Origin of the sequence: Streptomyces sp. UNOB3_S3, from assembly GCF_020740895.1 — a bacterium.
GTDB lineage: Bacteria > Actinomycetota > Actinomycetes > Streptomycetales > Streptomycetaceae > Streptomyces.
Genome location: NZ_JAILXP010000029.1, coordinates 1 through 25,603, shown reverse-complemented (window position 1 = coordinate 25,603; position 25,603 = coordinate 1). Strand labels below are relative to the sequence as shown.

The following is a 25,603-nucleotide window of genomic DNA, read 5'->3' as shown; positions in this document are numbered from 1 at the left end:
CCGCAAGAACGTTTTTCCACAAGGGAAAACATGTTCGATCCCGGTGGGCCTATCGTCTGTGCTCCTTCCGACCCGAGAGGGAGCGAATCATGGACGCTCTACGGCACATCGTCGCCGGCCTGGCGCTGGACCTCGCTGCTGTCTGTCTGCTGGCCTTCGCGATCTACTATCCGCGGCATCGCCGCCGTGACCTCGTACCGGCCTACCTGGCCCTGAACACCGGGCTGTTCACCGTCGTCGCGGCCCTGGCGACGGTGGGCGGCAGAGGAGCGGCCGCGCTCGGCTTCGGGCTCTTCGGGGTGCTGTCGATCGTGCGGCTGCGCTCGGACGCGGTGCAGCAGGAGGACGTCGCGTACTACTTCACCACGCTCGTCCTCGGCCTCGTCTGCGGGCTGCCGGAGGTGATGGTCCCGGTGAAGGCCGGGCTGAGCGCGGTGCTGCTCCTCGTCCTCTGGGCCGCCGACAGCCACTGGCTTCTGGCCCGCTCACGCCGCGCCGTCGTCACTCTCGACCGGGTGCACCGTGACCCCGTCGCGCTCCGGACCGACCTGGCCAGGCGGCTGGGCGAGCCACTGCGGTGGACGATCACGGAGGTGGACTACGTCCGCGACCTGATGGTCGTCGACGTCCGGTACCGCGAGCCCGACCCGGACGAGGGCGCCTACCTCGGCGCGGAGGCCCTGATGGGGCTCCGGGTCGCACCCGCCTGCGAGCCGGTGTGACCGCCGCCATGGCAGCCCACGTGACAGCACCCATGACAGCAGCTCGGGCCGTCGTCCTGGCAGCGCAGACCGCGGCACCCATCTCCCTGGCCGAGGTGAACGAACGGGCTCAGCTGCTCACCCGTTTCGACCGCAAGTACCTCGTCCCCGCACCGGTCTTCCTGAGCGTGGCCGGCCGCCTGACGGATTCCCGGCGACCGGGTGGCCCCTTCCGGGCGCTGGCCATCGGCGGGCGTCGAGCCTTCCGCTATCACTCCGTCTACTACGACACCCCGGGACTCGGCTCCTTCCACGACCACCGCCAGGGCCGCCGGCTCCGTTTCAAGATCCGTGAGCGGGTGTACGAGGACTCGGGGGAGCGGCAATTCGAGATCAAACTCAAGGGGAGACGCGGTGCCACGGTCAAACACCGCCGCCCTCTGACCGGCGTGGACACCCCGCTCGACCCCCACTGCCGCGCGTATCTCGCCGAGACCCTGCAGCGGACCCATGGCATCGAGGCGCCCACGACCCTGTCCCCTTCCCTCACCACGGATTATCTGCGCACGACCCTGGTGGCCGACGGCGAGCGCATCACCTGTGACGTGAGCCTGGTCTGCGGCGACCCGAGCACGGGACGTGCCGTACACGGTGACGCCGCGCTCGTCCTCGTCGAGACGAAGTCGGCGAGCCATCTCAGCGACGTCGACCGGCTGCTGCACGCCCATGGTGTGCGCCCGGCCGTCTTCACCAAGTACTGCGGGGCCTTGGCGGCTCTTCGCCCCGCCCTCCCGGCGAACCGCTGGCGGAGGGCGGCCCGGCGGGTGTTCGGGGAGGCCGGATGAGGTGGAAGGCGACGGTGGTCGTGACGAAGGCCATTGTCGTACGGGGTCTCTCAGGCCAGCGGCCGGTACGCCGTCAGCGTGACCGACAACGTGACCTCGTACGGCTCCGGGAGCGCCGCGATCCGTGCCGCCAGGGCCTCGCCGTCGCGGTGCCAGGCGTTGGGACCCATGCCGACCAGCTGGGCCAGGGCGTGGTGGTCCAGCGTCATGGTCGTCGTCAGGGCGCGCGAGGTCGTGGTCGAGAAGTGCGGGGCCATCTGGTCGGAGAGGCGCTGGTCCTTGCGCTCGTCCACGCGCATCAGGCCCAGGACGTCGATCAGCTCCCCCAGGTGGTCCGGGCGGGGGGTGACGACCAGGAGGGTGCCCTGAGGGTGGAGGATCCGGCGGAGTTCGGGACCGTTGCGCGGGGCGAAGGTGTTGACGACGAGCGCGGCGGAGGCGTCCCGGAGCGGCAGCGCCTGCCAGGCATCGGCCACCACGGCGCCGATGCGCGCGTGCGCCTTGGCGGCGCGGCGGGCGGCGAACTTCGAGATGTCGAGGAGGACTCCCTCCGCCTCGGGGAAGGCGTCCATGACATGGGACTGGTAGTAGCCTGTGCCGCCGCCGATGTCGACCACGCACCCCGCGGCTCGCGAGTCGGCCGTCTCGTGGGCCAGAGCGACCAGCGCGTCGGCGATGGGGGCGTAGTGGCCGGCGCCCAGGAACTCCGCGCGGGCGTCGACCATCTCCCGGGTGTCGGCGCTGTACTTGACCGCCCCGGGCAGGAGGTTCACATAGCCCTGCTTCGCCACGTCGAAGGAGTGGCCGTTCGAGCAGGCGAGCGTACGGTCCTCCATGGCCAGGGGGGCAGTGCAGTGGGGGCAGCGCAGGTACCGCGCAATATGGTTCAGCATCGCGTACCGATCGTACTGTTATGCGTGGCGGTTCAGGCCCGGGGACGCAGCCCGGCGAGGGCCATGTCGACGAGGCTGTCGGCGAACGCATGCGTCAGCGGCTGGCTCCGCAGCAGCCAGCGCTGGGCGAAGGGGCCGAGGATCAGCTCTGCGGCCAGGCGCGGGTCGACGTCCTCGGCGACTTCCCCCGCGTCCTGTGCGGCGCGGATCCGGTCGACGTAGGCCTGGGTGCCCGGTTCCATCACCTTGCTCGTGAAACCGGCGGAGACCTCGGAGTCGTTCACCATGGCCACGTAGAGCGCGCGGTACGGGGCCTGGAACGCCGGGTTGTTGAACTCGTCGACCGTCGCCCGCAGCACGGCCTTGAGGTCCGTCGCGAGGTCGCCGGTGTCGGGCAACGTGCCCGCGCCGGCCTCCGCGGTCTCGGTGAAGGCGTCGAGCAGGACGGCGCCCTTGGACGGCCACCAGCGGTAGATCGTCTGCTTGCCGACGCCGGCGCGCGCCGCGATTCCCTCGATCGTCAGTTTGTCGTAGCCGGTCTCGCCCACGAGGGAGAGGGCGGCCTCGCAGATCGCCTGGCGTGAGCGCTGGCTGCGCCGGGCGGCGTCGGGTGCTGTCTTGTCGGGCATGACACAGGAGTGTAGCGAGTGATCGAGGCGATACGTATCGTTTCGCCGACGATGGGCCGAGGAGCCGGGTCCTTGGGCCGATCGGCCCCCTCGGGGCGCGTGTCATTGGGCCTAACGGGGGTTTTTATCCCTAGAATCGCGGGATGTACATACCCAGCACGTTCCCCGGAGGGGTGATCCGGTGAACCGGTCCGAGGCCACCGATGAGCAGTGGGAGGGGCTTGCCGAGGTCGTCCCGCTGAGGGGCCACCAGGCATGGCCGTCCTGGCCCGACCACCGGGCCCTGCCCGAGGAGGAGCCCGCGGAGAAGCAGCGACGGCTCGTCGTGCTCCGGGTGCAGGTCTTCGCGGACGCCCGCGAGGTCGCCGAGCACCTGATCGCCCGTGTCCCGGTGCTGCTCGACCTCACGAGCGCCGACACCGACGTGGCCAAGCGCATCCTCGACTTCTCCAGCGGTGTCGTCTTCGGGCTGGGCAGTGCCATGCACCGGGTCGACACCAATGTCTTCCTGCTGGCCCCCGAAGGGACCGAGGTGGCCTCCGGGTACCCCGATCGTAGGAAGAATGATCAGATGAAACGGTTTGGCTGACGATCCGCCGCCTACGGTCCTCAGGCATGGACGCCGCCAACCCGCACCCGCGCCCCGCCGTCACCGAACTGCGGCTTTCCGCTTTCAAATCGCACCGCAACGCTGTCTTCCCCCTCGGTCCGCTGACCCTGTTCAGGGGTGGCAGCGGCAGCGGCAAGTCCAGCGCCCTGGAGGCGTACGAGACCCTCGCCCGGCTCGCGGGCGGTGACACCCTCGACGAGGCGCTCGCCCCGGTGGCCGGCGGCGCCCAGGCGTGCGTACCTCAGCAGGCCAGGCCCGACGCCCAGGGGAGACGGGGCTTCCGGATCGGGTGCACGGTGGAGGGCCCGGTGGGGCCGGTCCTGCTGGACGTGGCCGTCCAGGCCGAGCCCGAACTGCGCGTGGTCGGCGAACGGCTGACGGGGTCGGGGCGGACACTGCTCTCCACGGCGCTGCGCGACCCGGGGCTGCCAAGGGTCGAGGCCGCCTGGCACACGGCGGGTTCCGTGCCCGTCACCCGCGCGCCCCTGCCCGACGACCGGCTGGGCACGGCGTTGCTGCCGCTGCGGGTCGCGGGGAAGACCGCCGGGCAGCGGATGGTCCTCGACGCGGCCGAGCAGGTCGTGATCGCCCTGCGCTCGGTCTTCCCCTGCGACCCCCGGCCCGAGCTGATGCGCGCGCCGGTCGCCGCGCGCGACGGGCGGCTGCGGGGCGCGTGCGACAACGTTGCCGCGGTGCTGGGGCGCACCCGCAGCGAGTGCGTCACCCGGCACGCGCTGCTGGTCGCCGCGGCGGGCGCGGGCTGCCGGGGCCCCGTCGACGGGCTGTCGGTGGAGGGCCTCGACGGTGGGTTCGTACGGGCCGTCCTGGCGCGGCAGGCCGGGGCGACCACCCCGCTGGAACGGCTGGGAGACGGCGAGCTGCGCTATCTGGCGCTGTGCCTGGTGCTGCTCACGGGGCCCGGGGTGCTGGCGGTGGATCCGGCGGCCGAGGTGCTGCCGGCCCGGCAGGTGCTCACGATCCTGGCGGACGGGCTCGACCGGTGCCTCGACGCGCGGCAGGCCCGGGAGCTGCTGGGGCTGGCGGCGCGGATGTGTGAGCGGGGGCACATCAGACTGGTGGGGACAGTGCGAGGAGAGGCAGCGGAAGCGGCCGACGAGGTGGCAGGGGCGTCGATGGTAGACCTGGGGACGTGAGTGAACAGCCTGAACACCTTGAACATCCTGAAGAAGGCCACGGTGGCCACCACGAGCCCGCCGCGGCGCCGGCTCTCGACGTCCGGGCGTTGCAGGACCGGCTGGCGGCCTTCGCCGCGGCACGCGACTGGCAGCGGTTCCACACCCCCAAGAACCTGGTCGCGGCGCTCAGCGTCGAGGCGTCCGAACTGGTCGAGATCTTCCAGTGGCTGACGCCGGAGCAGTCGGCCCGGGTGATGGAGGACCCCTCGACCTCCGCGCGGGTCGAGGACGAGGTCGCGGACGTCCTGGCCTACCTGCTCCAGTTCTGCGAGGTGCTGGGGATCGACGTTCTGGCGGCGCTTTCGGCGAAGATCGACCGAAATGAGCGGCGATTTCCGGCACCGCAGGAGGCCGGTGACGGCGTCGACGATCACAGGGGTCGTCACTCTCCGGAGTGATTGAGTTATCCACACCGCATTTGGTATCCACAGATTTCTGAATTCCCCTGGCTTTTCCGGCGGTTAGTCATCACTCTGGGTAGTGAGAGCGGGCAGACGGAAAACATGGGGGACGGTCATGGAGGCAGTGCGGCTCATCGTGGCCACCCGGCACGCCCTGGCGCAGGCCAGGGAGGTGCGGGACATCGTCGTGGAGGCATGGCAGGCGCAGGCGCTGGCCGAGGCCATCGGTAGCCATCTCGCCCTTCACGGACCCTTCGAGGCGCGCGCGGCGGCCCTCGGCCTCAGCGAGGCCGGGGCCCGGGCCTCCGGCGCGCTGCGCCAGACCGCGCTGCGGTCCGGAGGCTTACGGGCGGCGCAGCTCGCCGAAGTACGCGACCCCTGGGCGGCTTTGACGGACCTCGGCGAGCTCCTGGGCGAGGTCGGCATCGCGCTGGTGGGCGTCGCCGGCGCCTGCGAGGAGGACGCCGTCTACTGGCAGTGCATAGAGGCGATCGACGCCGCCGACGAGACCAGCGACAGGATCGGAGGGCTGCTCAGACGGCTCGCCCTGCGGACGCGAGGCGGTGCGGCATGAGGGGCCCGGGGAAGTGGAGGTCAGCCCGTGCCGGTGCCGCCCTTGGGCGAGGCGGACTCGGCGGGCTCCTCGGGCTCGTCGACGGCTCGCCGCTCCGACGACTGAAGGTCGGCGTCGAGCTGCGTCAGATCGGCGTTGAGCGCCGCCATCAGCTCCTCCATCTGTTGCAGCAGGCCCTTGGGTGCGCCCTGCTGTGGGGAAGCGGCCTGGGTGGGCATGGCCTCGTCGGGCGCGGCTTCCTGGGTCATGGTGGCCTCCTCGGCCCTCGCCCTCCCCGTGCGGTCGGGCGGCGTTGCGGTCGTCGCCTCCGGCAGCGGACACCGGTGCGCGGGCCGGGCGGTCCGGCTCCGCCCGAGCCAACGATCAGCCGGACGCGCCGGACACTGGCGGAGGCTCCGTGGGCCGTCCGGCGTGGGGGAATTTCACCCGGCCGGAGTGAGTAGGGGAGGGCATGAGGCGGCCTGTTGACGTCTGTTCGAGCAGGCGGGACGGAGGTGCGGGGAGAGGGGCGCGATAGTGGTGGGGAGAGGCCCGCCCAGCCGCTGGAGGAACACCCTGATGTCCGCCCCCGATACACCGCCCGGTACGCAGCACGGCACCTCGCCTGCCGTGCCACCCGACGCGTTTGACCTGCCCGAGGTGCCGGGCGCACTGCCCGTCGGACCGCTCGCGGCCGCGCTCGCGCGAGGGCCGCTCGTCCTGGACGGTGGGCTGTCCAATCAGCTGGTGGCCCAGGGCTGTGACCTGTCCGACGAGTTGTGGTCGGCGCGGCTGCTCGCCGACGATCCCGCGCAGATCGAGGCTGCGCACTCGGCCTATGTCCGGGCGGGCGCCCAGGTGCTCATCACGGCCAGCTATCAGGCGACCTTCGAGGGGTTCGCGAAAAGGGGTCTGGGGAGAGAGGAGACGGCCGCACTGCTGCGGCGGAGCGTGGAGCTGGCGCGCCGGGCGGCCGCGCGGGCGGAGCGGGAGGTCTGGGTCGCCGCGTCCGTCGGGCCGTACGGGGCGATGCTCGCGGACGGCAGCGAGTACAAGGGGCGGTACGGGCTGAGCGTCGCGGAGCTGGAGCGGTTCCACCGGCCGAGGATCGAGGTACTGGCCGGGGCCGGGCCGGATGTGCTGGCGCTGGAGACCGTGCCGGACATGGACGAGGCGCGGGCGTTGCTGCGGGCCGTACGGGGCTACGGGGTGCCGGTGTGGCTGTCGTACAGCGTCGAGGGCGAGGCCACCAGGGCGGGGCAGCCGCTGGCGGAGGCGTTCGCGGTGGCCGCCGGGAACGATCAGGTGATCGCCGTCGGGGTCAACTGCTGTGCGCCGGGCGATGTGGACCGGGCGGTGGAGATCGCCGCCCGGGTGACGGGGAAACCGGTCGTGGTCTATCCGAACAGTGGGGAGGGATGGGATGAGCGAGCAAGGGACTGGCGGGGGCGTGCGACATTCGATCCCGCGCGGGTCGCGGCCTGGTGGGCCGCCGGGGCCCGGATCGTCGGCGGCTGCTGCCGCGTCGGCCCGGAACGGATTGCGGAGTTGGCCGAGCTGCTGGAAAACCAGTAGGAATCAGGACAGTCGGGCTTGGATAATCGACCGCGTGTTCCTGACGATCAGTACTTCCGGTGACGCCGAGAATCCCGCGACCGACCTCGGATTCCTGCTGCACAAGCACCCCGACAAGGCGCAGCGGTTCTCCACTTCCCATGGCACCGCGCATGTCCTCTACCCCGAGGCCGGCGTGGCGCGCTGCACGGCGGCGCTGCTGCTCGAGGTCGATCCGGTGGCGCTCGTCCGGCGCGGCAAGGGCCGTGGCCGGGGCGGCGCCCCCGACTCGGCGCTGGCGCAGTACGTCAACGACCGTCCCTACGCGGCTTCCTCGCTGCTGGCAGTGGCGATCGGCAGTGTGTTCTCCAGCGCCATCAAGGGACAGTGCGCGGCCCGGCCCGAACTGCCGGGGCGGGTGCGCCCGTTGCGCATCGAGATCCCGGCGCTGCCCGCCCGGGGAGGCGCCGCGCTCGTGGAGCGGCTCTTCACGCCGCTGGGCTGGACGGTGACCGCCCGTCTGGTGGCACTGGACGAGCGGTTCCCCGAGTGGGGCGACTCGCGCTATGTGTCGCTGACGCTGGAGGGGGAGCTGAGGCTGGTCGAGGCGCTGCGGCAGCTGTATGTGCTGCTGCCGGTGCTGGACGACGCCAAGCACTACTGGGTCGCGCCCGACGAGGTGGAGAAGCTGCTGCGCTTCGGCGAGGGCTGGCTGGAAAACCACCCCGAGCAGCGACTGATCACCAGCCGCTATCTCTCCCGCCGCTGGGGCCTCACCCGTGACGCCCTCGACCGCCTGGCGCTGGCCCGGCTGGCCGAGGCCGACGACACCGAGGCCGAGGAGCTGGACAACGCTGTCGACGAGGCGGCGGACACCGAGGAGCGGCCCGTACCCCTGGCGGTGCAGCGCCGTGCGGCGATCCTCGACGTCCTGCGCCGGTCCGGGGCGTCCCGGGTGCTCGACCTCGGCTGCGGCCAGGGGCAGCTGGTGGGGGAGCTGCTGAAGGACGCCCGCTTCACCGAGATCATGGGCGTCGATGTGTCGATACGCGCGCTGAAGGAGGCCTCGCGGCGGCTGCGCCTGGACCGGATGCCGGAACGGCAGGCGGCCCGTGTGGCACTGCTCCAGGGCTCCCTGGCCTACACCGACCGCAGGCTCGCCGGCTATGACGCCGCCGTGCTCAGCGAGGTCGTCGAGCACCTGGACCTGCCGAGGCTGCCCGCCCTGGAGTACACGGTGTTCGGCGCGGCCCGCCCGGCGACGGTCGTCGTGACGACGCCCAATGTGGAGTACAACGTCCGCTGGGAGACCCTGCCGGCCGGGCATGTGCGCCACGCGGACCACCGTTTCGAGTGGACCCGGAAGGAGTTCCGGGCCTGGGCCGAGCGGGTCGCCGAGCGCCATGGGTACACGGTGGAGTTCCTGCCCGTGGGGCCCGACGACCCCGAGGTGGGGCCGCCGACGCAGATGGCCGTCTTCCACCGGGGCGACGCGGACGAGGACACGGCCAGGAAAACGAACAACGATGTGAACGACGTGAATGGTGTGAGTGGCAAGCAGCGCGGCACCGACGAGAGCGCGAAGGAGGCGAGGACCGCATGACCGAGGACCGCACAACGGAGAGCAGTACTGAGAGCAGCGTGGAGAGCCGTACCGCGGAGGGGCGAACGGCTGAGGAACGGGCGGCGCTGGCCGTTCCCGACCTGTCGCTCGTGGTCCTCGTCGGGGCCACCGGATCCGGCAAGTCCACCTTCGCCGCACGGCACTTCAAGCCGACCGAGGTCGTCTCCAGCGACTTCTGCCGCGGCCTGGTCAGCGACGACGAGAACGACCAGAGCGCCAGCAAGGACGCCTTCGACGTCCTGCACTACATCGTCGGCAAGCGCCTCGCGGCCGGCCGGCTGACCGTCGTCGACGCCACCAACGTCCAGCCCGAGGCCCGCAAGCAGCTCGTCGCCCTCGCCCGGGAGCACGATGTGCTGCCCGTCGCGATCGTCCTCGACATCCCCGAGGACGTCTGCGCCGCGCGCAACGCCGCCCGGCCCGACCGGGCCGGCCTGCCCCGGCGCGTCATCCAGCGCCACCAGCGCGAGCTGCGGCGTTCCCTGCGCCACCTGGAGCGCGAGGGCTTCCGCAAGGTGCACGTCCTGCGCGGCACGGCCCGCACGGAATCCGCCGAGATCGTGCGCGAGCGCCGCTTCAACGACCTGCGCCACCTCACCGGCCCGTTCGACATCGTCGGTGACATCCACGGCTGCCGCTCCGAGCTGGAGAGCCTGCTGACCCGGCTCGGCTACGACCTCGTCCGCGACGACGCCGGCCGTCCCGTCGACGCCGCGCACCCCGAGGGCCGCACCGCCGTCTTCGTCGGCGACCTCGTCGACCGGGGCCCCGACAGCCCCGGTGTGCTGCGCCTGGTGATGGGCATGGTCGCCGCCGGGCACGCCCTGTGCGTCCCCGGCAACCACGAGAACAAGCTCGGCCGCTTCCTCGGCGGTCGTCAGGTCAAGGTCGCGCACGGCCTCGCCGAGACGATCGAGCAGCTGGAGCGGGAGGCGGAGCGGGACCCGGAGTTCCGGGAGCGGGTGCGGGAGTTCATCGGCTCGCTCGTCAGCCACTACGTCCTCGACGGCGGCGCGCTGGTCGTCTGCCACGCGGGGCTGCCCGAGAAGTACCACGGCCGTACCTCCGGCCGGGTCCGCTCGCACGCGCTGTACGGCGACACGACGGGCGAGACCGACGAGTTCGGCCTGCCCGTGCGCTACCCGTGGGCGGAGGACTACCGGGGCCGGGCCGCCGTGGTCTACGGCCACACCCCGACCCCCGCGGCCACCTGGCTCAACAACACCATCTGCCTGGACACCGGTGCCGTCTTCGGCGGCAAGATGACCGCGCTGCGCTGGCCCGAGCGCGAGCTCGTGGACGTGCCGGCCGAGCGCGTCTGGTACGAGCCGCTGCGGCCGCTGGCCAGCGAGGCGCCCGGCGGCGCCGACGGCCGCCCGCTGGATCTCGCCGACGTCACCGGCCGCCGCGTCGTGGAGACCCGGCACCTGGGCCGGGTCGCGGTCAAGGAGGAGAACGCGGCGGCGGCTCTGGAGGTCATGAGCCGCTTCGCGGTCGAGCCCCGCCGGCTGGTCTACCTGCCGCCGACGATGGCCCCCTGCGCCACCTCCAAGGAGGAGGGCTACCTGGAGCACCCGGCGGAGGCCTTCGCCGCCTACCGTGCCGACGGCGTGCGTCAGGTGGTGTGCGAGGAGAAGCACATGGGCTCCCGCGCTGTGGTCCTGGTCTGCCGTGACGCGGACGTGGCGCGCGAGCGTTTCGGGGTGCCCGAGGGTGTGCCCGGCGCGGTGTACACCCGTACGGGCCGGCCGTTCTTCGACGACACCGAGGTGGCCACCCGTCTCCTGGAGCGGCTGGGCCGCTGCGTGGAGGGTGCCGGGCTCTGGGAGGAGCTGACCACCGACTGGCTGCTGCTGGACGCCGAGCTGATGCCCTGGTCCCTCAAGGCCCAGGGGCTGCTGCGCAATCAGTACGCGGCCGTGGGCGCCGCCTCCGGTGCGGTCTTCCCGGGCGCGCTCTCGGCCCTGGAGTCCGCCGCGGCCCGGGGCCTGGACGTCGCCGAGCTGCTCGGCCGCCAGCGTGAGCGGGCCGAGGACGCCGAGGCCTTCACGGAGGCGTACCGCCGCTACTGCTGGACCACCGGCCCGGCCGCCGGCACCGACGGGGCCGGCGACGGGGACGGCCTGGACGGGATCCAGCTGGCGCCGTTCCAGATCCTGGCCTCCGAGGGCCGCAGCCTGGCCACTGTCCCGCACGACGAACAGCTCGCGATGATCGACCGGATCGTGGCGCGGGACGCGGGCGCCGGCGACGCCGGCGGGCTGCTCGCCCCCACCCGCCGCATCGTCGTCGACACCGGGGACGAGGCGTCCGTCGCCGAGGGCACCCGCTGGTGGCTCGACCTCACCGCCGCCGGTGGCGAGGGCATGGTCGTCAAGCCGCTCCAGGCGTATGTGCGCGGGGAGGACGGAAAGCTCGTCCAGCCGGGCATCAAATGCCGGGGCCGGGAGTATCTGCGGATCATCTACGGGCCCGAGTACACCCGCCCGGAGAATCTGGCCCGGCTGCGCATACGCCACCTCGGCCACAAGCGCTCGCTCGCCCTGCGCGAGTACGCGCTGGGCCTGGAGGCGCTGGACCGGCTGGCGGAGGGGGAGCCGCTGTGGCGGGTCCACGAGGCGGTCTTCGCGGTCCTCGCGCTGGAGTCCGAGCCGGTGGACCCGCGGCTCTAGCGGCTTGCCTCCGCCGGTCTCGTGGTTCCGGCGCTGCGGGCCGGTGGGGGCTGAGTGCGCAGTTCCCCGCGCCCCTGCCTGCCCCACTGCCCCGCGCCCCTTAAGGGGCGCGGTACGGCACTCCGTGCCCGGGTCGCCGAGTGAACGGGGCAGGTTGGGGTCAGGATGGGGGGATGGGATTCCATGTCGATTCCGAGGCCGGGCGGCTGCGCCGCGTCATCCTGCACCGCCCCGACCTGGAGCTGAAGCGGCTCACGCCCTCCAATAAGAACGCACTTCTCTTTGACGACGTGCTCTGGGTCCGCCGCGCCCGCGCCGAGCACGACGGCTTCGCGGACGTCCTCCGGGAGCGCGGAGTAGAGGTGCATCTCTTCCAGGACCTGCTGGAGGAGAGCCTGCGGTCGCCGGCGGCCCGGGCGCTGGTGCTGGACCGGGTCTTCGACGAGAAGGAGTACGGCCCCCTCGCCACCGATCATCTGCGGGCCGCCTTCGACGGGATGCCGGCCGCCGAGCTGACCTCGTGGCTCGTGGGCGGGATGACCAAGCGCGAGTTCCTGGAGCGGCACGCCGAGCCCGTCTCCGTCCGCTTCCACGTCATGGACCTGGACGACTTCCTCCTCAATCCGCTGCCCAACCACCTCTTCACCCGCGACACCTCGGCCTGGATCTACGACGGGGTGAGCATCAACGCCATGCGCTGGCCCGCCCGTTGGCACGAGACCGTGCACTACGAGGCGGTCTACCGCCACCATCCGCTCTTCGCCCCGGGCGGCTTCCACATCTGGTGCGACGGGCAGGCGGCCTACCCCTCCACCATCGAGGGCGGCGATGTGCTGGTCATCGGCGAGGGCGCGGTCCTCATCGGGATGAGCGAGCGGACCACCCCGCAGGCCGTGGAAATGCTGGCCCGAGGCCTGTTCGCGGCCGGGTCGGCCCGTACGATCGTGGCGCTGGACATGCCCAAGCGACGGGCGTTCATGCACCTCGACACCGTGATGACCATGGTGGACGGCGACACCTTCACCCAGTACGCGGGCCTGGGCATGCTCCGCTCGTACACGATCGAGCCCGGCGTCGGCGAGAGCGAGCTCAAGGTCACCGATCACCCGCCGGAGCATATGCACCGCGCGATCGCCGCCGCCCTGGGGCTCGACTCCATCAGGGTGCTGACCGCGCGGCAGGACGTCCACGCGGCCGAGCGCGAGCAGTGGGACGACGGCTGCAACGTCCTGGCGATAGAGCCGGGCGTCGTGGTCGCCTACGAGCGCAACGCGACGACCAACACCTTTCTGCGCAAGCACGGGATCGAGGTCATCACCATCCCAGGCAGCGAGCTGGGCCGGGGCCGGGGCGGGCCGCGCTGTATGAGCTGCCCGGTCGAACGGGACCCGGTGCCGGGAGCCTAGGCCTTCCCAACAGGGCCGCAGCTCTCTAGGCGGGCTAGGCGGGTGCATAAGAATGTGGCAGGCTGTATATACTTCCGACTTTCGCTACAGCCGCTGACGACGTAGGAGCCCATGTCATGGCGACAGACCTCAAGGGCCGCCACCTCCTCAAGGAGACGGACCTCACCGCCGAGGAGTTCCACGGCCTGATCGAACTGGCCGCGGAGCTCAAGGCCGCCAAGCGCACGGGCGCCGAGGAGCGTCGTCTCCAGGGCCGCAACATCGCGCTCGTCTTCGAGAAGACCTCCACCCGGACCCGCTGCGCCTTCGAGGTGGCCGCCGCCGATCAGGGCGCCCACACCACCTACCTCGACCCGGCGGGCTCGCAGATCGGCCACAAGGAGTCCGTCGGGGACACCGCGCGGGTCCTCGGCAGGATGTTCGACGCGATCCAGTACCGGGGCCATGGCCAGGGCGTCGTCGAGGAGCTCGCCGCCCACGCCGGGGTGCCCGTCTACAACGGTCTCACCGATCAGTGGCACCCCACCCAGATGCTGGCCGACGTGCTCACCATGACCGAGCACACCGCCAAGCCGCTGGAGCGCGTCGCCTACGCCTACCTCGGCGACGCCCGCTACAACATGGGCAACTCCTACCTCATCACCGGTGCCCTCCTCGGCATGGACGTCCGGATCGTGGCGCCCAAGGAGCTCTGGCCCGCCCAGGAGATCATCGAGGAGGCCGGGCGGCTGGCCGCGTCCAGCGGCGCCCGGGTCACGCTCACGGACGACGTCACCGAGGGGGTGCACGGCGCGGACTTCGTCGCCACCGACGTCTGGGTGTCGATGGGTGAGCCCAAGGAGGTCTGGGACGCCCGCATCGCCCTCCTCGCGCCGTACGCCGTCACCATGGACGTCCTGCGCGCGACCGGCAACCCCGCCGTGAAGTTCCTCCACTGCCTGCCCGCCTTCCACGACCTCGGCACCTCCATCGGCCGTGAGATCCACGAGCGCCACGGCCTGACCTCCCTGGAGGTGACCGACGAGGTCTTCGAGTCCCCCCACTCGGTCGTCTTCGACGAGGCCGAGAACCGGATGCACACCATCAAGGCCCTGATGGTGGCCACCCTGGGCCGCTGACCACGCCCCTCGCCCCATCCCGTCACGCGTGCGCGACAGGGCCCCGAGCCGTCCCAAGTCCTATCGCGCACCCGTGACGACGGTCACACAACGGTGATAGCTTCACCGGGCAGGCACCAGCCGCCCGGCTGAAGGAGGCCGCGCTCGATGAGTCCGTTCACCGGCTCCGCGTCCCGCACCGAGGAATGGCGGCACCTGCGCCTGACCCTCGACTCCGGCGTCGCCACCGTCACCCTCGCCCGCCCCGACCGGCTCAACGCCCTCACCTTCGGCGCCTACGCCGACCTGCGCGACCTCCTCCCCGAGCTGGCCCGCGACGGATCCGTACGCGCCCTGGTCCTCGGCGGCGAGGGACGCGGCTTCTGCTCCGGCGGCGACGTCGACGACATCATCGGCGCGACCCTGGCCATGGACACCGCCCGCCTCCTCGACTTCAACCGCATGACCGGCCACGTCGTCCGGGCCCTGCGCGACTGCCCCTTCCCCGTGATCGCGGCCGTCCACGGGGTCGCGGCCGGCGCCGGCGCGGTCCTCGCGCTCGCCGCCGACTTCCGGGTCGCCGACCCGACCGCGCGCTTCGCCTTCCTCTTCACCCGGGTCGGGCTCTCCGGCGGCGACATGGGCGCGGCCTACCTCCTGCCCCGCGTCGTCGGCCTCGGCCACGCCACCCGGCTGCTGATGCTCGGCGAGCCCGTCCACGCGCCCGAGGCCGAACGCATCGGCCTCATCAGCCAATTGACCGAACCGGGCGGCGCGCCCGCCGCCGCCCGCGACCTCGCCCGCCGGCTCGCCGAGGGGCCCGCCCTCGCCCACGCCCAGACCAAGGCCCTGCTGGGCGCCGAGCTCGACATGCCCCTCGCGGCCTCCCTCGAACTCGACGCCGCCACCCAGGCCCTCCTGATGAACAGCGCCGACTACGCCGAGTTCCACGCCGCCTTCACCGAGAAGCGGGTCCCCGAGTGGCGGGGCCGGTGAGCGCCCCGGCGGTGGCCCGCGTCGCGGTCGTCGGCGGTGGCCCCGCCGGCCTCTACGCGGCCGCCCTCCTCAAACGCCAGGCACCCGAGCGCGACATCACCCTCTGGGAGCTCAACGCCCCCGACGACACCTTCGGCTTCGGCGTCGTCCTCTCCGACGAGACCCTCGGCGGCATCGAGACCGCCGATCCCGACTTCCACGCCGACCTGCGCCGCGCTCTCGTCAGCTGGGAGGACGTCGACGTCGTCCACCGGGGCCGCACCATCACCTGCGGCGGCCACGGCTTCGCCGCCCTCGGCCGCCACCGGCTCCTCGCCCTCCTCCACCAGCGCTGCCGCGAGCTCGGTGTCACCCTCCGCTTCCGCGCGCAGGCGCCGTCCGCCGCCGAGCTGGCCCGCTTGTACGACCTGGTCATCGCCGCCGACGGCGCGGGCAGCCGCACCCGTGACACCCACCGCGACCACTTCCGCCCCACCGTCACCACCCACCGCTGCCGCTATATCTGGCTCGCCACCGACTTCGCCCTCGACGCCTTCCGCTTCGAGATCGCCGAGACCCCGTACGGCGTCATGCAGCTCCACTCCTATCCCTACGGGCCGGATGCCAGCACCGTCATCGTCGAGATGCGGGAGGAGGTGTGGCGCCGCACCGGCCTGGACGGACGCGACGAGCAGGCGTCGCTCGACGCCTGCGCCGGCTGGTTCCCCGGGCCGCTCAAGGGCCACACCCTGCGCTCCAACCGCTCCACCTGGAACGTCTTCCGCACGGTCGTCAACGAGCGCTGGTCCCACGGCCGCACGGTCCTGCTGGGGGACGCCGCCCACACCGCCCACTTCTCCATCGGCTCCGGCACCAAGCTCGCCCTTGAGGACGCGGTCTCCCTCGTCGCCCATCTGGACGGTGCCACGGACGTCGCCGAGGCGCTGGCGGCGTACGAGACGGAGCGCCGCCCCGTCGTCGAGTCCCTGCAACGGGCGGCCCGCGCCAGCCTGGAGTGGATGGAGGACCTCGCCGTCCGCGTCGACGGGCCACCCCGCCGCTTCGTCTTCGACCTCCTCACCCGCAGCCGCCGCGTCACCCACGACAACCTCCGGATGCGCGACTCCGGCTTCATCGCCGCCGTCGAGGAGGAGGCGGGCGTCCCGGCCGGCACCCCGCCGATGTTCATGCCCTTCCGGCTGCGCGGGCTGACCCTGCGCAACCGCGTCGTCGTCTCCCCGATGGACATGTACTCCGCCACGGACGGCACTCCGGGCGACTTCCACCTCGTCCACCTCGGCGCCCGCGCCCTCGGCGGCGCGGGGCTGGTGATGACCGAGATGGTCTGCGTCAGCGCCCGGGGGCGCATCACACCGGGGTGCGCGGGGCTCTACGCGCCCGAGCACGAGCGGGCGTGGGGGCGCGTCGTCGGTTTCGTCCATGAGCGGGCCCCCGGCACGGCCATCGGCGTCCAGCTCGGCCACTCCGGGCGGAAGGGGTCGACGCGGCTGATGTGGGAGGGCATCGATCAGCCCCTCCCCGAGGGCAACTGGCCCCTCGTCGCCGCCTCGGCCATTCCGTACCGGCCCGGCGTCAACCAGACGCCGCACGCCCTGACCGTCCCCGAATTCGCCGTCATCCGGGAGGAGTTCGTCCGGTCGGCGGAGGCCGCGGCGCGCGCCGGGTTCGATCTGCTGGAGCTGCACTGCGCGCACGGCTATCTGCTGTCCGGCTTCCTCTCGCCGCTCACCAACCACCGCACCGATGCCTACGGCAGCGGTCTCACCGGTCGGCTGGCCTTTCCGCTGGAGGTCTTCGATGCCGTACGCGCGGTGTGGCCGGCGGAGCGGCCGATGACCGTCCGGATCTCGGCGACGGACTGGGCCGAGGGCGGTACGACCGCGGACGACGCCGTCGTCGTCGCCCGGGCCTTCGCCGAGCACGGCGCGGACGCGATCGACGTCTCGACCGGGCAGGTCGTGGCGGACGAGCGGCCCGCGTTCGGGCGCTCGTACCAGACGCCGTTCGCCGACCGCATCCGTAGGGAGGTGGGGGTGCCCGTGATCGCCGTCGGGGCGATCGCGTCCTGGGACGACGTCAATTCGCTGATTCTGGCCGGGCGGGCGGATCTTTGCGCGTTGGCGCGGCCGCATTTGTATGATCCGAACTGGACGCTCCATGCCGCTGCCGACCAGGGGTACGCGGGGCCTGGCGCCCCGTGGCCACTGCCCTACCGGGCGGGGAGTCGGAGGCCGCCGACCGGGCGGCGGGTGTAGAGGAGGGAGGCCCCGGTCCCGCCCTTTCACCGTTTCCCGGGGCTCCGCCCCGGACCCCGCTCCTCAAACGCCGGAGGGGCTGGATCGGTCGCCCGGAAAGGCTGGACTTCGGCTACGCCAGCGCCGGTGCCACGAACTGCGCGCCCGCGTCCCGCAGGCGCGCGTGGAGGACCGCGAAGACGCGGGCCGCGCGCCCGCCGGGCCAGTCGGCGGGGAGCAGGCCCGCCGGGAGGCCCGGGTCGGCGTACGGCAGGCGCCGCCAGCGGTCCAGGGCCAGCAGATAGTCGCGGTAGGCCGCCTCCGGCGGCACCGGCTTGCGGCGGGTCCAGCGGCGCAGGACCGGTTCGTGGGTGTCCAGGAAGGCGCGGTGCTGCGCGGCCAGCGCGTCGAGGTCCCACCAGCGGGCGACCGACTCGGCGGTCGGCTCGAAGCCCAGGTGGCTGCCACGGAACAGATCGACGTAGGAGGCCAGCCCGAGCCGCTCCAGGGTGTGCCGGGTCTCCTCGTGCACATGGGCCGGGGCGATCCACACACCGGGGGCCGCCGTGCCGAAGCCCAGCCGGGACAGCCGGGAGCGCAGCAGGTGGCGCTTGTGCCGTTCGTGCTCGGGCACCGAGAAGACGGCCAGCAGCCAGCCGTGGCCCGCGCGGGCCGTGGGACGGCCGTAGATGCGCCGGTCGCCGTCGTCCAGCAACTGCCGGGCGCCGTCCGACAGGCCGTAGCCGGCCGCGCCGCCGGGGGTGCGGCCGGCTACGAGCAGACCGCGTCTCTTGAGCCGGGAGACGGCCGACCGCACCGAGGGCGAGTCCACGCCCACCGCGCCCAGCAGCCGGATCAGGGCCGCGATCGGCACCGGCCCGGCGGGGCCGCCGGCGTCCCCGCGCCCGTACGCGCCGTAGAAGGTGACGATGAGGGAGCGGGGGGTGTGAAGCGGTTGCTGGTCAGTCACGGGGAAACTGTAAAGCGCCGGAACGCAGCCTGAATCGCTGCAATTTGCCGGTGGGCGTGCGGGGAAGGGCGGGGAGGAACACGATCTCGCGAGGGCACTTGTACGGAACGATCTCCTTTTTGGTGAACTCTCTTAGCTCCGCGACCGTTTGCGCGGTGGGCGGGACCCCTTCCCGCAGGACGACGTGGGCGACGACGATCTGCCCGCGCCGCTCGTCCGGGCGGCCGACGACGGCCGCCTCCAGGACGTCGGGATGGCGCAGCAGGGCCTCCTCGACCTCGGGTCCGGCGATGTTGTACCCGGCCGAGACGATCATGTCGTCGGCGCGGGCCACGAAGCGGAAGTAGCCGTCCGGCTCGCGGACGTAGGTGTCGCCGGTGAGGTTCCAGCCGTCGCGTACGTATACGCGCTGCCGTTCGTCGGCGAGGTAGCGGCAGCCGGTGGGGCCGCGCACGGCCAGCAGGCCGGGGCGCCCGTCGGGCACGTCCGCGCCGTCCGCGCCGACGACGCGCGCCTCGTAGCCGGGGACGGGCAGACCGGTCGTGCCGGGGCGGACGCGGTCGTCGGCGGCGGAGATGAAGACGTGCAGCATCTCGGTGGCGCCGATGCCGTTGATCAGGCGTAATCCCGTCGCGTGCCGCCACGCGTGCCAGAGGTCGGCGGGCAGGTGCTCGCCCGCCGAGACGCACCGGCGGAGGGACGACACGTCGTACGGGCCGAGGGCGCCCAGCATCGCGCGGTAGGCGGTCGGCGCGGTGAACAGGACGGAGACGCGGTGCTGTTGGACGTCGGCGAGCAGGCGCTCGGGGCCGCTCCAGTCGGTCAGCACGGTGGACGCCCCGGCGTGCAGCGGGAAGACGAGGAGACCGCCGAGGCCGTAGGTGAAGCCGAGCGGCGGGCTGCCGGCGAAGACGTCGTCCGGGCGGGGCCGCAGTATGTGCGCCGAGAAGGTGTCGGCGATGGCGAGGACGTCGCGGTGGAAGTGGACGCATCCCTTGGGGTGTCCGGTGGTGCCGGAGGTGAAGGCGATGAGGGCGACGTCGTCGGCGGAGGTGTCCACCGCGCCGTAGGATGCGGGTTTATTTGCCGAGAGCCGCAGAAGGTCGTCGGGTGCGTTTCCGCCGTACAGGGCGATGCGTAAGTCCGGTATGTCCGCTGCGTTGAGGTCGTCGGCCGACCGGGCGTCGCACAGGGCGTGCCGGACGCGGGCGATCCGGCAGACGGTGGCCAGCTCGTGCGGGCGCTGCGCGGCCAGGACGGTCACCGCCACCGCGCCCGCCTTGAGCACGGCCAGCCAGCAGGCCGCCAGCCAGGGCGTGGTGGGGCCGCGCAGCAGCACCCTGTTTCCGGGCACGACGCCCAGGTCCTCGGTGAGGGTGTGCGCGATCCGGTCGACGCGCTCCTTGAGCAGGCCGTACGACCAGACGCCCCCGGTCCCGTCCAGGACGGCCGGCCGCCGGGGGCCCAGCCGGTCCGCCGTGGCGTCCAGCAGCCGCTCGGCGCAGTTGAGGCGGCCGGGGTAGCGCAGGTCCGGGGCGCCGGGGAGGTCGAAGCGGAGTTCCGGCCACTGGGCGGCGGGCGGGAGGTGGTCGCGCGGGAAGGTGTCGATATGGGCCGATGGCATGAGCTCCATCGCGGATGCGCCCCCTCGTCGGCGGAATCACCGGAGAAATCGGAGGTGAACGGGGGTCTTGCCAGCGACGCGGATCCACTGTCAGCGTAACGAGTCGGTGACGGCAGTCAATAGAGCGCGATAAACCACGCGAGAGAAGGGTGGGTCGGATGGCCACACCGTTCACAGGGGAGGGGGAGCGGCGCAAGGGCTCCGCGGAGCTGCGCGCGCTCGCCGCCCGTCGCTTGCGCCCCGTCGCGGACCGGGGCGCTCCCGGCAGGGTCAACAGGCCGCTCCTCGCGACGCTCGGCGAACTCGGCCTGCTCTCCCGGGTGGTGCCCCTGGCCGGGCCCGTACGCGCCCTGGACCTGTGCCTGTTGCGCGAATCGCTGGCGTACGCCTGCACGGAGGCCGAGACGGCCCTCGCCCTGCAAGGCCTCGGCGCCCACCCCGTCGTCGCCCACGGCACCCGGGCGCAGCGGGCGCGCTGGCTGCCGGAGGTCGCCGCGGGCCGGGCCGTGGCAGCCTTCGCGCTGAGCGAGCCGGGCGCGGGCTCGGACGCGGCCGCCCTGGAGCTGCACGCGGAGCCGGAGCCGGGGGCGGGGTCGGTGTCCGGGCCGGCCGGGGCGGTGGGCTGGCGGCTCCACGGGGAGAAGCGCTGGATCTCCAACGCCCCCCAGGCCGACGTCTACACCGTCTTCGCCCGTACGGGCCCGGGGATCCGGGCCGCCGGGGTCACCGCCTTCCTCGTCCCCGCCGACCGCCCCGGCCTCGGCGGCGAACCGCTGGAGATGCTCGGCCCGCACCCCCTGGGCACGCTCACCTTCGACGGTGTGCCCGTGGGCCCCGGCGACGTCGTCGGGGAGGTGGGCCGGGGCTTCCGGCTTGCCATGGGAACCCTCGATCTGTTCCGTCCCAGCGTCGGGGCCTTCGCTGTCGGAATGGCCCGGGCCGCCCTGGACGCCTCGGTGGCCCACGCGGGCGAACGCCGGGCGTTCGACGGCCCGTTGAAGGACCTCCAGGCCGTCTCCCATCTGCTCGCCGAGATGGCCACCCGCACCGAGGCGGCCGGCCTGCTCGTCCAGGCGGCCGCGGCGGCCTACGACGCGGGGGAGCCGGGCGTGGCCGCGCGCTCGGCGATGGCCAAGCTCTTCGCCACCGAGACCGCCCAGTACGTCGTCGACTCCGCCGTCCAGATCCACGGCGCCCGCGCCCTGGCCCGCGGTCACCTCCTGGAGCACCTCTACCGGGAGGTGCGCGCGCCCCGGATCTACGAGGGGGCGAGCGAGGTGCAGCGCACGATCATCGCGAAGGAGCTGTACCGGTGAGCGGGGACGTGCCCTGGCACCTGGAGCGCGTCGACCCCGCCGGGCTCGCCCCGGCGCGCGGCTTCAGCCACGCCGTCGCCGCCACCGGAGGCCGGCTGGTCCTCCTGGCCGGGCAGACCGCGCTCGACGCGGACGGCGAGATCGTGGCGGGCGGCCTCCCGGAGCAGTTCGAGCGGGCCCTGGCCAACCTCCTGACCGCCCTCGGGGCCGCCGGGGGCGGCCCCGAGCACCTGGCCCGGGTGACGGTCTACGCGACGGATGTGGGCGCGTACCGGGCGCACGCCCGTGAACTCGGCCGGATCTGGCGGTGCTTGGCGGGACGCGACTACCCGGCGATGGCCGTCGTCGGGGTGGTCCGGCTCTGGGACGAGGAGGCGCTGGTGGAACTGGACGGGCTGGCCGTGCTGCCGTGACCATACCACCCGGTGTACGGTTTGGGACGGTTCGCAGAACCGTTCGTGTCGGAGTGTCGGAGTGAGAGCAAAGGCGGCGTGTCGATGGCCCCTCGTCGGAGTGCCGATCACCGGAATTCCGGCCCTGAGGCCCTGACCTTCACCGAGCGGGCCCGGCGGCGGCAGATCGTCGAGTGCACCATCGACCTGATCTCCACCAAGGGCTACCCGGCCACCTCGCTCTCCGCGATCGCCGAGGCGGCCGGCATCTCCAAGGCCGCCGTGCTCTACCACTTCTCGTCGAAGGACAACCTCGCCCGGACCACGCTCGAGCACGTGATGGAGAGCTTCAGGACCTACGTCCACGAGCGGGTGGAGCGCGAGACCGACCCGTGCGCCGCGATCGTCACCTACGTCCGCGCGATGATCTCGTACCAGCGGGACAACCGCCGCCACGTCCGCGTCATCACCGAGATGCTCCTCGACGACGAGGGCGGCACCCGGCTCAAGAATCCCGGCTCCCACGACAGCCACGACCGCCTGGGATATCTGGCCGGCCTCCTGGCCCGCCGCCAGGAGGCCGGCGGGCTGCGCCCCTTCGACCCCCTGACCGCGGGGCTCGCCATCGGCGGGGCGATCGACGGTGTGATCTCCCACTGGCTCGTCCACCCGGGATACGACCTCGACGCCGCGGCCGACGAGCTGGTGGCGTTCACGCTCAGCGCGATCCGGCGCCAGGACTGACCCCCGTACGGTCCCGGCGCCCGCGCGGCCCCGACCGGTTCCCCGCGTGATCCCGTGATCCCCCGGCGTCAGCCCCGGGCGAAGGCGGGCGCGTGCTCCGGCCGTATCCCGATCCCGCCCAGATAGCCGGTCACGGTCCGCAGCGCCGGTACGCGCCGCAGCAGCCGCATCGGCGCGGGCAGCCGGTCGGAGTCGAGCCTGCCGTCGAGGGCGGGCCGCAGCACGGCCTCGTGCTCGGCGATCTGCGACCGTTGCACGACGGCCGCCGGCAGCAGCCGCCGCTTCTGCACCCGCTCCAGGTCGTGCACGCAGGCCGAGCCGTTCAGCAGGGGCCCCGCGAGGATCCGCCCGGCCGCCACGGCGTCCTGCACCGCGAGGTTGACGCCGACGCCGCCCGTCGGCGACATGATGTGCGCGGAGTCCCCGATGCACAGCAGACCCGGCCGGTACCAGCGCCGCAGTCTGCCCATGGTCACGTCGAGCAGCTTCACGTCGTCCCACGAACCGATGGCGCCCGTCAGCTCCTCGTCCCAGCCGAACAGGTCGCCGAGCCGGTCGCGGAACCACTCGATCCCGTTGGCCCGCAGCTCCTGGTCGGTGCCCTTCTTGATGAGATAGGACGTCTGGTAGTACTCGCCCCGGTCCGTCGTCGCCGCGAACTGCCCGCCCTTGGCCCGGAAGAAGATCGCGCCCTCCTTGGCGCCGTCGGGCCGCGCGGGCACCTTGACCTGCCAGACGTCCATGGGGACGTCGAAGAACTCCGGGCGCAGCCCCGCCAGTTCACGGACCAGTGAGTCCCGGCCGTCGCAGGCGACCGTGAGATCCGCCCTGATCTCCCCGGTGGCGCCGTCCGCGTCCTCGTACCGCACGCCGGTGACCCGGCCGCCCTCGGTGAGCAGGCCCGTGACGGCCGTGCGCATCCGCAGGGTGAAGGACGGCTCCTCGGCGGCCGCGCTCGCGAGCAGGTCGAGGAAGTCCCACTGCGGCACCATGGCGATGTACTTGTGCGGGCCCGGGATGCGCCGCAGGTCGCTCAGGGTCACGACCGTGTCGCCGATGTGCGCGCGGACCAGGTCCAGCCGGCGCGCCGGGAGCCGTGCGAACCGTTCGCCCAGGCCGAGTTCGTCGAGCAGCCGCAGCGTCGACGGGTGGACCGTGTCGCCGCGGAAGTCCCGCAGGAAGTCCTTGTGCTTCTCCAGCACGGTCACCTCGACGCCGGCCCTGGCGAGCAGCAGCCCGAGCATCATGCCCGCGGGCCCGCCCCCCACCACACAGCATGTCGTGCGTTCCATGTCTTTTCCGCTCCCCTCACGGTGGACACGCGACTGACCAGGCGGTCATATGTCTGACCGCTCGGTCAGTCAGAGTCTACGCACGCCCCTCGGGGAGCGACAACGGCCCCTCCCGGCGGGCCCTTTCGGGTGCCTGGAGGGGCCGTATCGGCGCGGTGGCGGGGTCAGATGTCCCGGAACGTCTCGATCTGGGCACCGATGGAGTTGAGGCGTTCGGCCAGATCCTCGTAACCGCGGTTGATGACGTAGACGTTGCGCAGCACGGAGGTGCCCTCGGCGGCCATCATCGCCAGCAGCACGACCACGGCGGGGCGCAGCGCCGGCGGGCACATCATCTCGGCGGAGCGCCAGCGGGTGGGGCCCTCGACCAGGACGCGGTGGGGGTCGAGGAGCTTGACGTCCGCGCCGAGGCGGTTGAGGTCGGTGAGGTAGATGGCGCGGTTGTCGTAGACCCAGTCGTGGATGAGGGTCTGGCCCTGGGCGAACGCGGCGATGGCCGCGAAGAACGGCACGTTGTCGATGTTCAGGCCCGGGAACGGCATCGGGTGGATCTTGTCGATCGGCGCCCGCAGCTTGGAGGGGCGCACGGTCAGGTCGAGCAGGCGCGTACGGCCGTTGTCGGCGCGGTACTCGGGGCTGCGCTCGTGGTCGAGGCCCATCTCCTCCAGGACGGCGAGCTCGATCTCCATGAACTCCACCGGCACCCGGCGGATCGTCAGCTCCGACTCCGTCACCACGGCGGCGGCGAGCAGGCTCATGGCCTCGACCGGGTCCTCGGAGGGCGCGTAGTCCACGTCGCGGTCGATGGTGGCGACGCCGTGCACCGTGAGGGTGGTGGTGCCCACGCCCTCGACCCGTACGCCCAGCTCCTCCAGGAAGAAGCAGAGGTCCTGGACCATGTAGTTGGAGCTGGCGTTGCGGATGACGGTCACGCCGTCGTGCCGGGCGGCGGCGAGCAGGGCGTTCTCGGTGACGGTGTCCCCGCGCTCGGTCAGCACGATGGCGCGCGTGGGGGAGACGGAACGATCCACCTGGGCGTGGTACGTGCCGTCGGTGGCCGTGACCTCCAGGCCGAAGTGCCGGAGCGCCGTCATGTGCGGCTGGACGGTACGGGTGCCGAGGTCGCAGCCGCCGGCGTAGGGGATCTTGAAGTGGTCCATGCGGTGCAGCAGCGGACCCAGGAACATGATGACGCTACGGGTGCGGCGGGCGGCCTCGGTGTCCATCGCGCCCAGGTCGAGCACGGCGGGCGGCACGATCTCGAGGTCGTTCCCGTCGTTGATCCACCGGTGCCGGACGCCGATGCTGGCGAGCACCTCGAGGATCCGGTAGACCTCCTCGATCCGCGCCACGCGGCGCAGGGTGGTGCGCCCGGCGTTGAGCAGCGTGGCGCACAGCAGGGCCACGCAGGCGTTCTTGCTCGTCTTGACGTCGATCGAACCGGAGAGCCGGCGTCCGCCGACGACGCGCAGATGCATCGGTCCGGCGTACCCCAGGGAGACGATCTCGCTGTCGAGGGCCTCACCGATGCGGGCGATCATATCAAGACTGATGTTCTGATTTCCCCGCTCAATGCGGTTGACCGCGCTCTGGCTGGTCCCGAGCGCGTCCGCCAGCTGCGACTGAGTCCAGCCACGGTGCTGCCGGGCGTCGCGGATGAGCTTGCCGATACGGCCGAGGTAGGCGTCTGTCATGAGTCAGACGGTATCTCAGATATGAGATTCCTTCCGCATGCGCCATGGCCTCTCCATGCGTTCTACCCCTATCCGAACAATCGGACAAGCATGTGGAAATCAGAAGTCCGACGTGTCGAGCTCCAGGTCGAAGGGGGTGGGGAGGTGGAGGGGCGTGCCG

General features: G+C 72.3%; 23 protein-coding genes. 16 read left to right on the top strand and 7 right to left on the bottom strand.

Annotated features, from left to right (window positions below; genetic code table 11):
• The first annotated feature begins 89 nt into the window (after positions 1-89).
• Together K6I33_RS05420 and K6I33_RS05415 are read left to right on the top strand one after the other, a co-directional pair.
• Entirely contained in the window at positions 90-722 is a 633-nt protein-coding gene (locus K6I33_RS05420; protein ID WP_229348541.1) for a DUF4956 domain-containing protein, read from the top strand.
• A gap of 32 nt (positions 723-754) precedes the next feature.
• Complete coding sequence (locus K6I33_RS05415; RefSeq protein WP_229348540.1) at positions 755-1,546, top strand: polyphosphate polymerase domain-containing protein; 792 nt, start codon at positions 755-757, stop codon at positions 1,544-1,546.
• Between the two features lie 50 nt (positions 1,547-1,596).
• On the opposite strand, the gene K6I33_RS05410 is transcribed toward K6I33_RS05415, so the two are convergent.
• Together K6I33_RS05410 and K6I33_RS05405 are read right to left on the bottom strand one after the other, a co-directional pair.
• Positions 1,597-2,439 carry a putative RNA methyltransferase gene (locus K6I33_RS05410; protein WP_229348539.1) on the bottom strand — a complete coding sequence of 281 codons (843 nt, stop codon included), beginning with the start codon at positions 2,437-2,439 and terminating at the stop codon, positions 1,597-1,599.
• A 32-nt stretch (positions 2,440-2,471) separates the two neighbouring features.
• Positions 2,472-3,068, bottom strand: a complete 597-nt coding sequence (locus K6I33_RS05405) for a TetR/AcrR family transcriptional regulator (protein WP_229348538.1) — start codon at positions 3,066-3,068, stop codon at positions 2,472-2,474.
• A gap of 181 nt (positions 3,069-3,249) precedes the next feature.
• Between K6I33_RS05405 and K6I33_RS05400 the strand changes: the two genes are divergently transcribed.
• The 4 genes from K6I33_RS05400 to K6I33_RS05385 all read left to right on the top strand — a co-directional run bounded on the left by K6I33_RS05400 (position 3,250) and on the right by K6I33_RS05385 (position 5,849).
• Complete coding sequence (locus K6I33_RS05400; RefSeq protein ID WP_229348537.1) at positions 3,250-3,657, top strand: cell division protein SepF; 408 nt, start codon at positions 3,250-3,252, stop codon at positions 3,655-3,657.
• A 26-nt stretch (positions 3,658-3,683) separates the two neighbouring features.
• Positions 3,684-4,832: an ATP-binding protein gene (locus K6I33_RS05395; protein WP_229348536.1), complete on the top strand. Its 1,149-nt coding sequence runs from the start codon at positions 3,684-3,686 to the stop codon at positions 4,830-4,832.
• Positions 4,833-4,921: 89 nt separating this feature from the next.
• On the top strand, positions 4,922-5,272 hold the full coding sequence (locus K6I33_RS05390; protein WP_229348548.1) for a nucleotide pyrophosphohydrolase: 351 nt from the start codon (positions 4,922-4,924) through the stop codon (positions 5,270-5,272).
• Between the two features lie 118 nt (positions 5,273-5,390).
• Positions 5,391-5,849: a DUF6099 family protein gene (locus tag K6I33_RS05385; RefSeq protein ID WP_229348535.1), complete on the top strand. Its 459-nt coding sequence runs from the start codon at positions 5,391-5,393 to the stop codon at positions 5,847-5,849.
• A 20-nt stretch (positions 5,850-5,869) separates the two neighbouring features.
• Here the strand turns inward: K6I33_RS05385 and K6I33_RS05380 are convergent, their stop codons facing one another.
• Positions 5,870-6,097 carry a hypothetical protein gene (locus K6I33_RS05380; protein ID WP_374283447.1) on the bottom strand — a complete coding sequence of 76 codons (228 nt, stop codon included), beginning with the start codon at positions 6,095-6,097 and terminating at the stop codon, positions 5,870-5,872.
• Positions 6,098-6,407: 310 nt separating this feature from the next.
• Here K6I33_RS05380 and mmuM point away from each other — a divergent pair, with 310 nt between their 5' ends.
• The 7 genes from mmuM to K6I33_RS05345 all read left to right on the top strand — a co-directional run bounded on the left by mmuM (position 6,408) and on the right by K6I33_RS05345 (position 17,432).
• Positions 6,408-7,403 carry a homocysteine S-methyltransferase gene (gene mmuM / locus K6I33_RS05375; RefSeq protein WP_229348534.1) on the top strand — a complete coding sequence of 332 codons (996 nt, stop codon included), beginning with the start codon at positions 6,408-6,410 and terminating at the stop codon, positions 7,401-7,403.
• 34 nt (positions 7,404-7,437) lie between these two features.
• Complete coding sequence (locus K6I33_RS05370) at positions 7,438-8,985, top strand: 3' terminal RNA ribose 2'-O-methyltransferase Hen1 (RefSeq protein WP_229348533.1); 1,548 nt, start codon at positions 7,438-7,440, stop codon at positions 8,983-8,985.
• Complete coding sequence (locus K6I33_RS05365; RefSeq protein ID WP_229348532.1) at positions 8,982-11,678, top strand: polynucleotide kinase-phosphatase; 2,697 nt, start codon at positions 8,982-8,984, stop codon at positions 11,676-11,678. The genes K6I33_RS05370 and K6I33_RS05365 overlap by 4 nt, the downstream gene beginning before the upstream one ends.
• Before the next feature lie 173 nt (positions 11,679-11,851).
• Complete coding sequence (locus K6I33_RS05360; RefSeq protein WP_229348531.1) at positions 11,852-13,084, top strand: arginine deiminase; 1,233 nt, start codon at positions 11,852-11,854, stop codon at positions 13,082-13,084.
• A 116-nt stretch (positions 13,085-13,200) separates the two neighbouring features.
• Positions 13,201-14,202, top strand: a complete 1,002-nt coding sequence (gene argF, locus K6I33_RS05355; protein WP_229348530.1) for an ornithine carbamoyltransferase — start codon at positions 13,201-13,203, stop codon at positions 14,200-14,202.
• Between the two features lie 147 nt (positions 14,203-14,349).
• A complete protein-coding gene (locus K6I33_RS05350) occupies positions 14,350-15,177 on the top strand; it encodes an enoyl-CoA hydratase family protein (RefSeq protein WP_229348529.1) in 828 nt (275 codons plus the stop codon).
• Positions 15,174-17,432, top strand: a complete 2,259-nt coding sequence (locus K6I33_RS05345; RefSeq protein ID WP_229348528.1) for a bifunctional salicylyl-CoA 5-hydroxylase/oxidoreductase — start codon at positions 15,174-15,176, stop codon at positions 17,430-17,432. Before K6I33_RS05350 ends, K6I33_RS05345 begins: the two co-directional genes overlap by 4 nt.
• Positions 17,433-17,544: 112 nt before the next feature.
• Here the strand turns inward: K6I33_RS05345 and K6I33_RS05340 are convergent, their stop codons facing one another.
• Positions 17,545-18,381, bottom strand: coding sequence for a PaaX family transcriptional regulator C-terminal domain-containing protein (locus tag K6I33_RS05340; protein ID WP_229348527.1), 837 nt, complete (start codon positions 18,379-18,381; stop codon positions 17,545-17,547).
• Positions 18,374-20,014 carry an AMP-binding protein gene (locus tag K6I33_RS05335; protein ID WP_229348526.1) on the bottom strand — a complete coding sequence of 547 codons (1,641 nt, stop codon included), beginning with the start codon at positions 20,012-20,014 and terminating at the stop codon, positions 18,374-18,376. Before K6I33_RS05335 ends, K6I33_RS05340 begins: the two co-directional genes overlap by 8 nt.
• A 149-nt stretch (positions 20,015-20,163) precedes the next feature.
• On the opposite strand from K6I33_RS05335, the gene K6I33_RS05330 reads away from it, so the two are divergent.
• The 3 genes from K6I33_RS05330 to K6I33_RS05320 all read left to right on the top strand — a co-directional run bounded on the left by K6I33_RS05330 (position 20,164) and on the right by K6I33_RS05320 (position 22,457).
• The gene (locus tag K6I33_RS05330) at positions 20,164-21,321 is read left to right on the top strand and encodes an acyl-CoA dehydrogenase family protein (protein WP_229348525.1); all 1,158 of its coding nucleotides are present in this window, start codon (positions 20,164-20,166) and stop codon (positions 21,319-21,321) included.
• Positions 21,318-21,734, top strand: coding sequence for a RidA family protein (locus K6I33_RS05325; RefSeq protein ID WP_229348524.1), 417 nt, complete (start codon positions 21,318-21,320; stop codon positions 21,732-21,734). Before K6I33_RS05330 ends, K6I33_RS05325 begins: the two co-directional genes overlap by 4 nt.
• Positions 21,735-21,818: 84 nt before the next feature.
• On the top strand, positions 21,819-22,457 hold the full coding sequence (locus K6I33_RS05320) for a TetR/AcrR family transcriptional regulator (RefSeq protein ID WP_229348523.1): 639 nt from the start codon (positions 21,819-21,821) through the stop codon (positions 22,455-22,457).
• Between the two features lie 68 nt (positions 22,458-22,525).
• On the opposite strand, the gene K6I33_RS05315 is transcribed toward K6I33_RS05320, so the two are convergent.
• Positions 22,526-23,749: an FAD-dependent oxidoreductase gene (locus K6I33_RS05315; RefSeq protein ID WP_229348522.1), complete on the bottom strand. Its 1,224-nt coding sequence runs from the start codon at positions 23,747-23,749 to the stop codon at positions 22,526-22,528.
• 164 nt (positions 23,750-23,913) lie between these two features.
• Positions 23,914-25,443, bottom strand: coding sequence for a UDP-N-acetylglucosamine 1-carboxyvinyltransferase (locus tag K6I33_RS05310; protein WP_229348521.1), 1,530 nt, complete (start codon positions 25,441-25,443; stop codon positions 23,914-23,916).
• Positions 25,444-25,603: the final 160 nt, after the last annotated feature.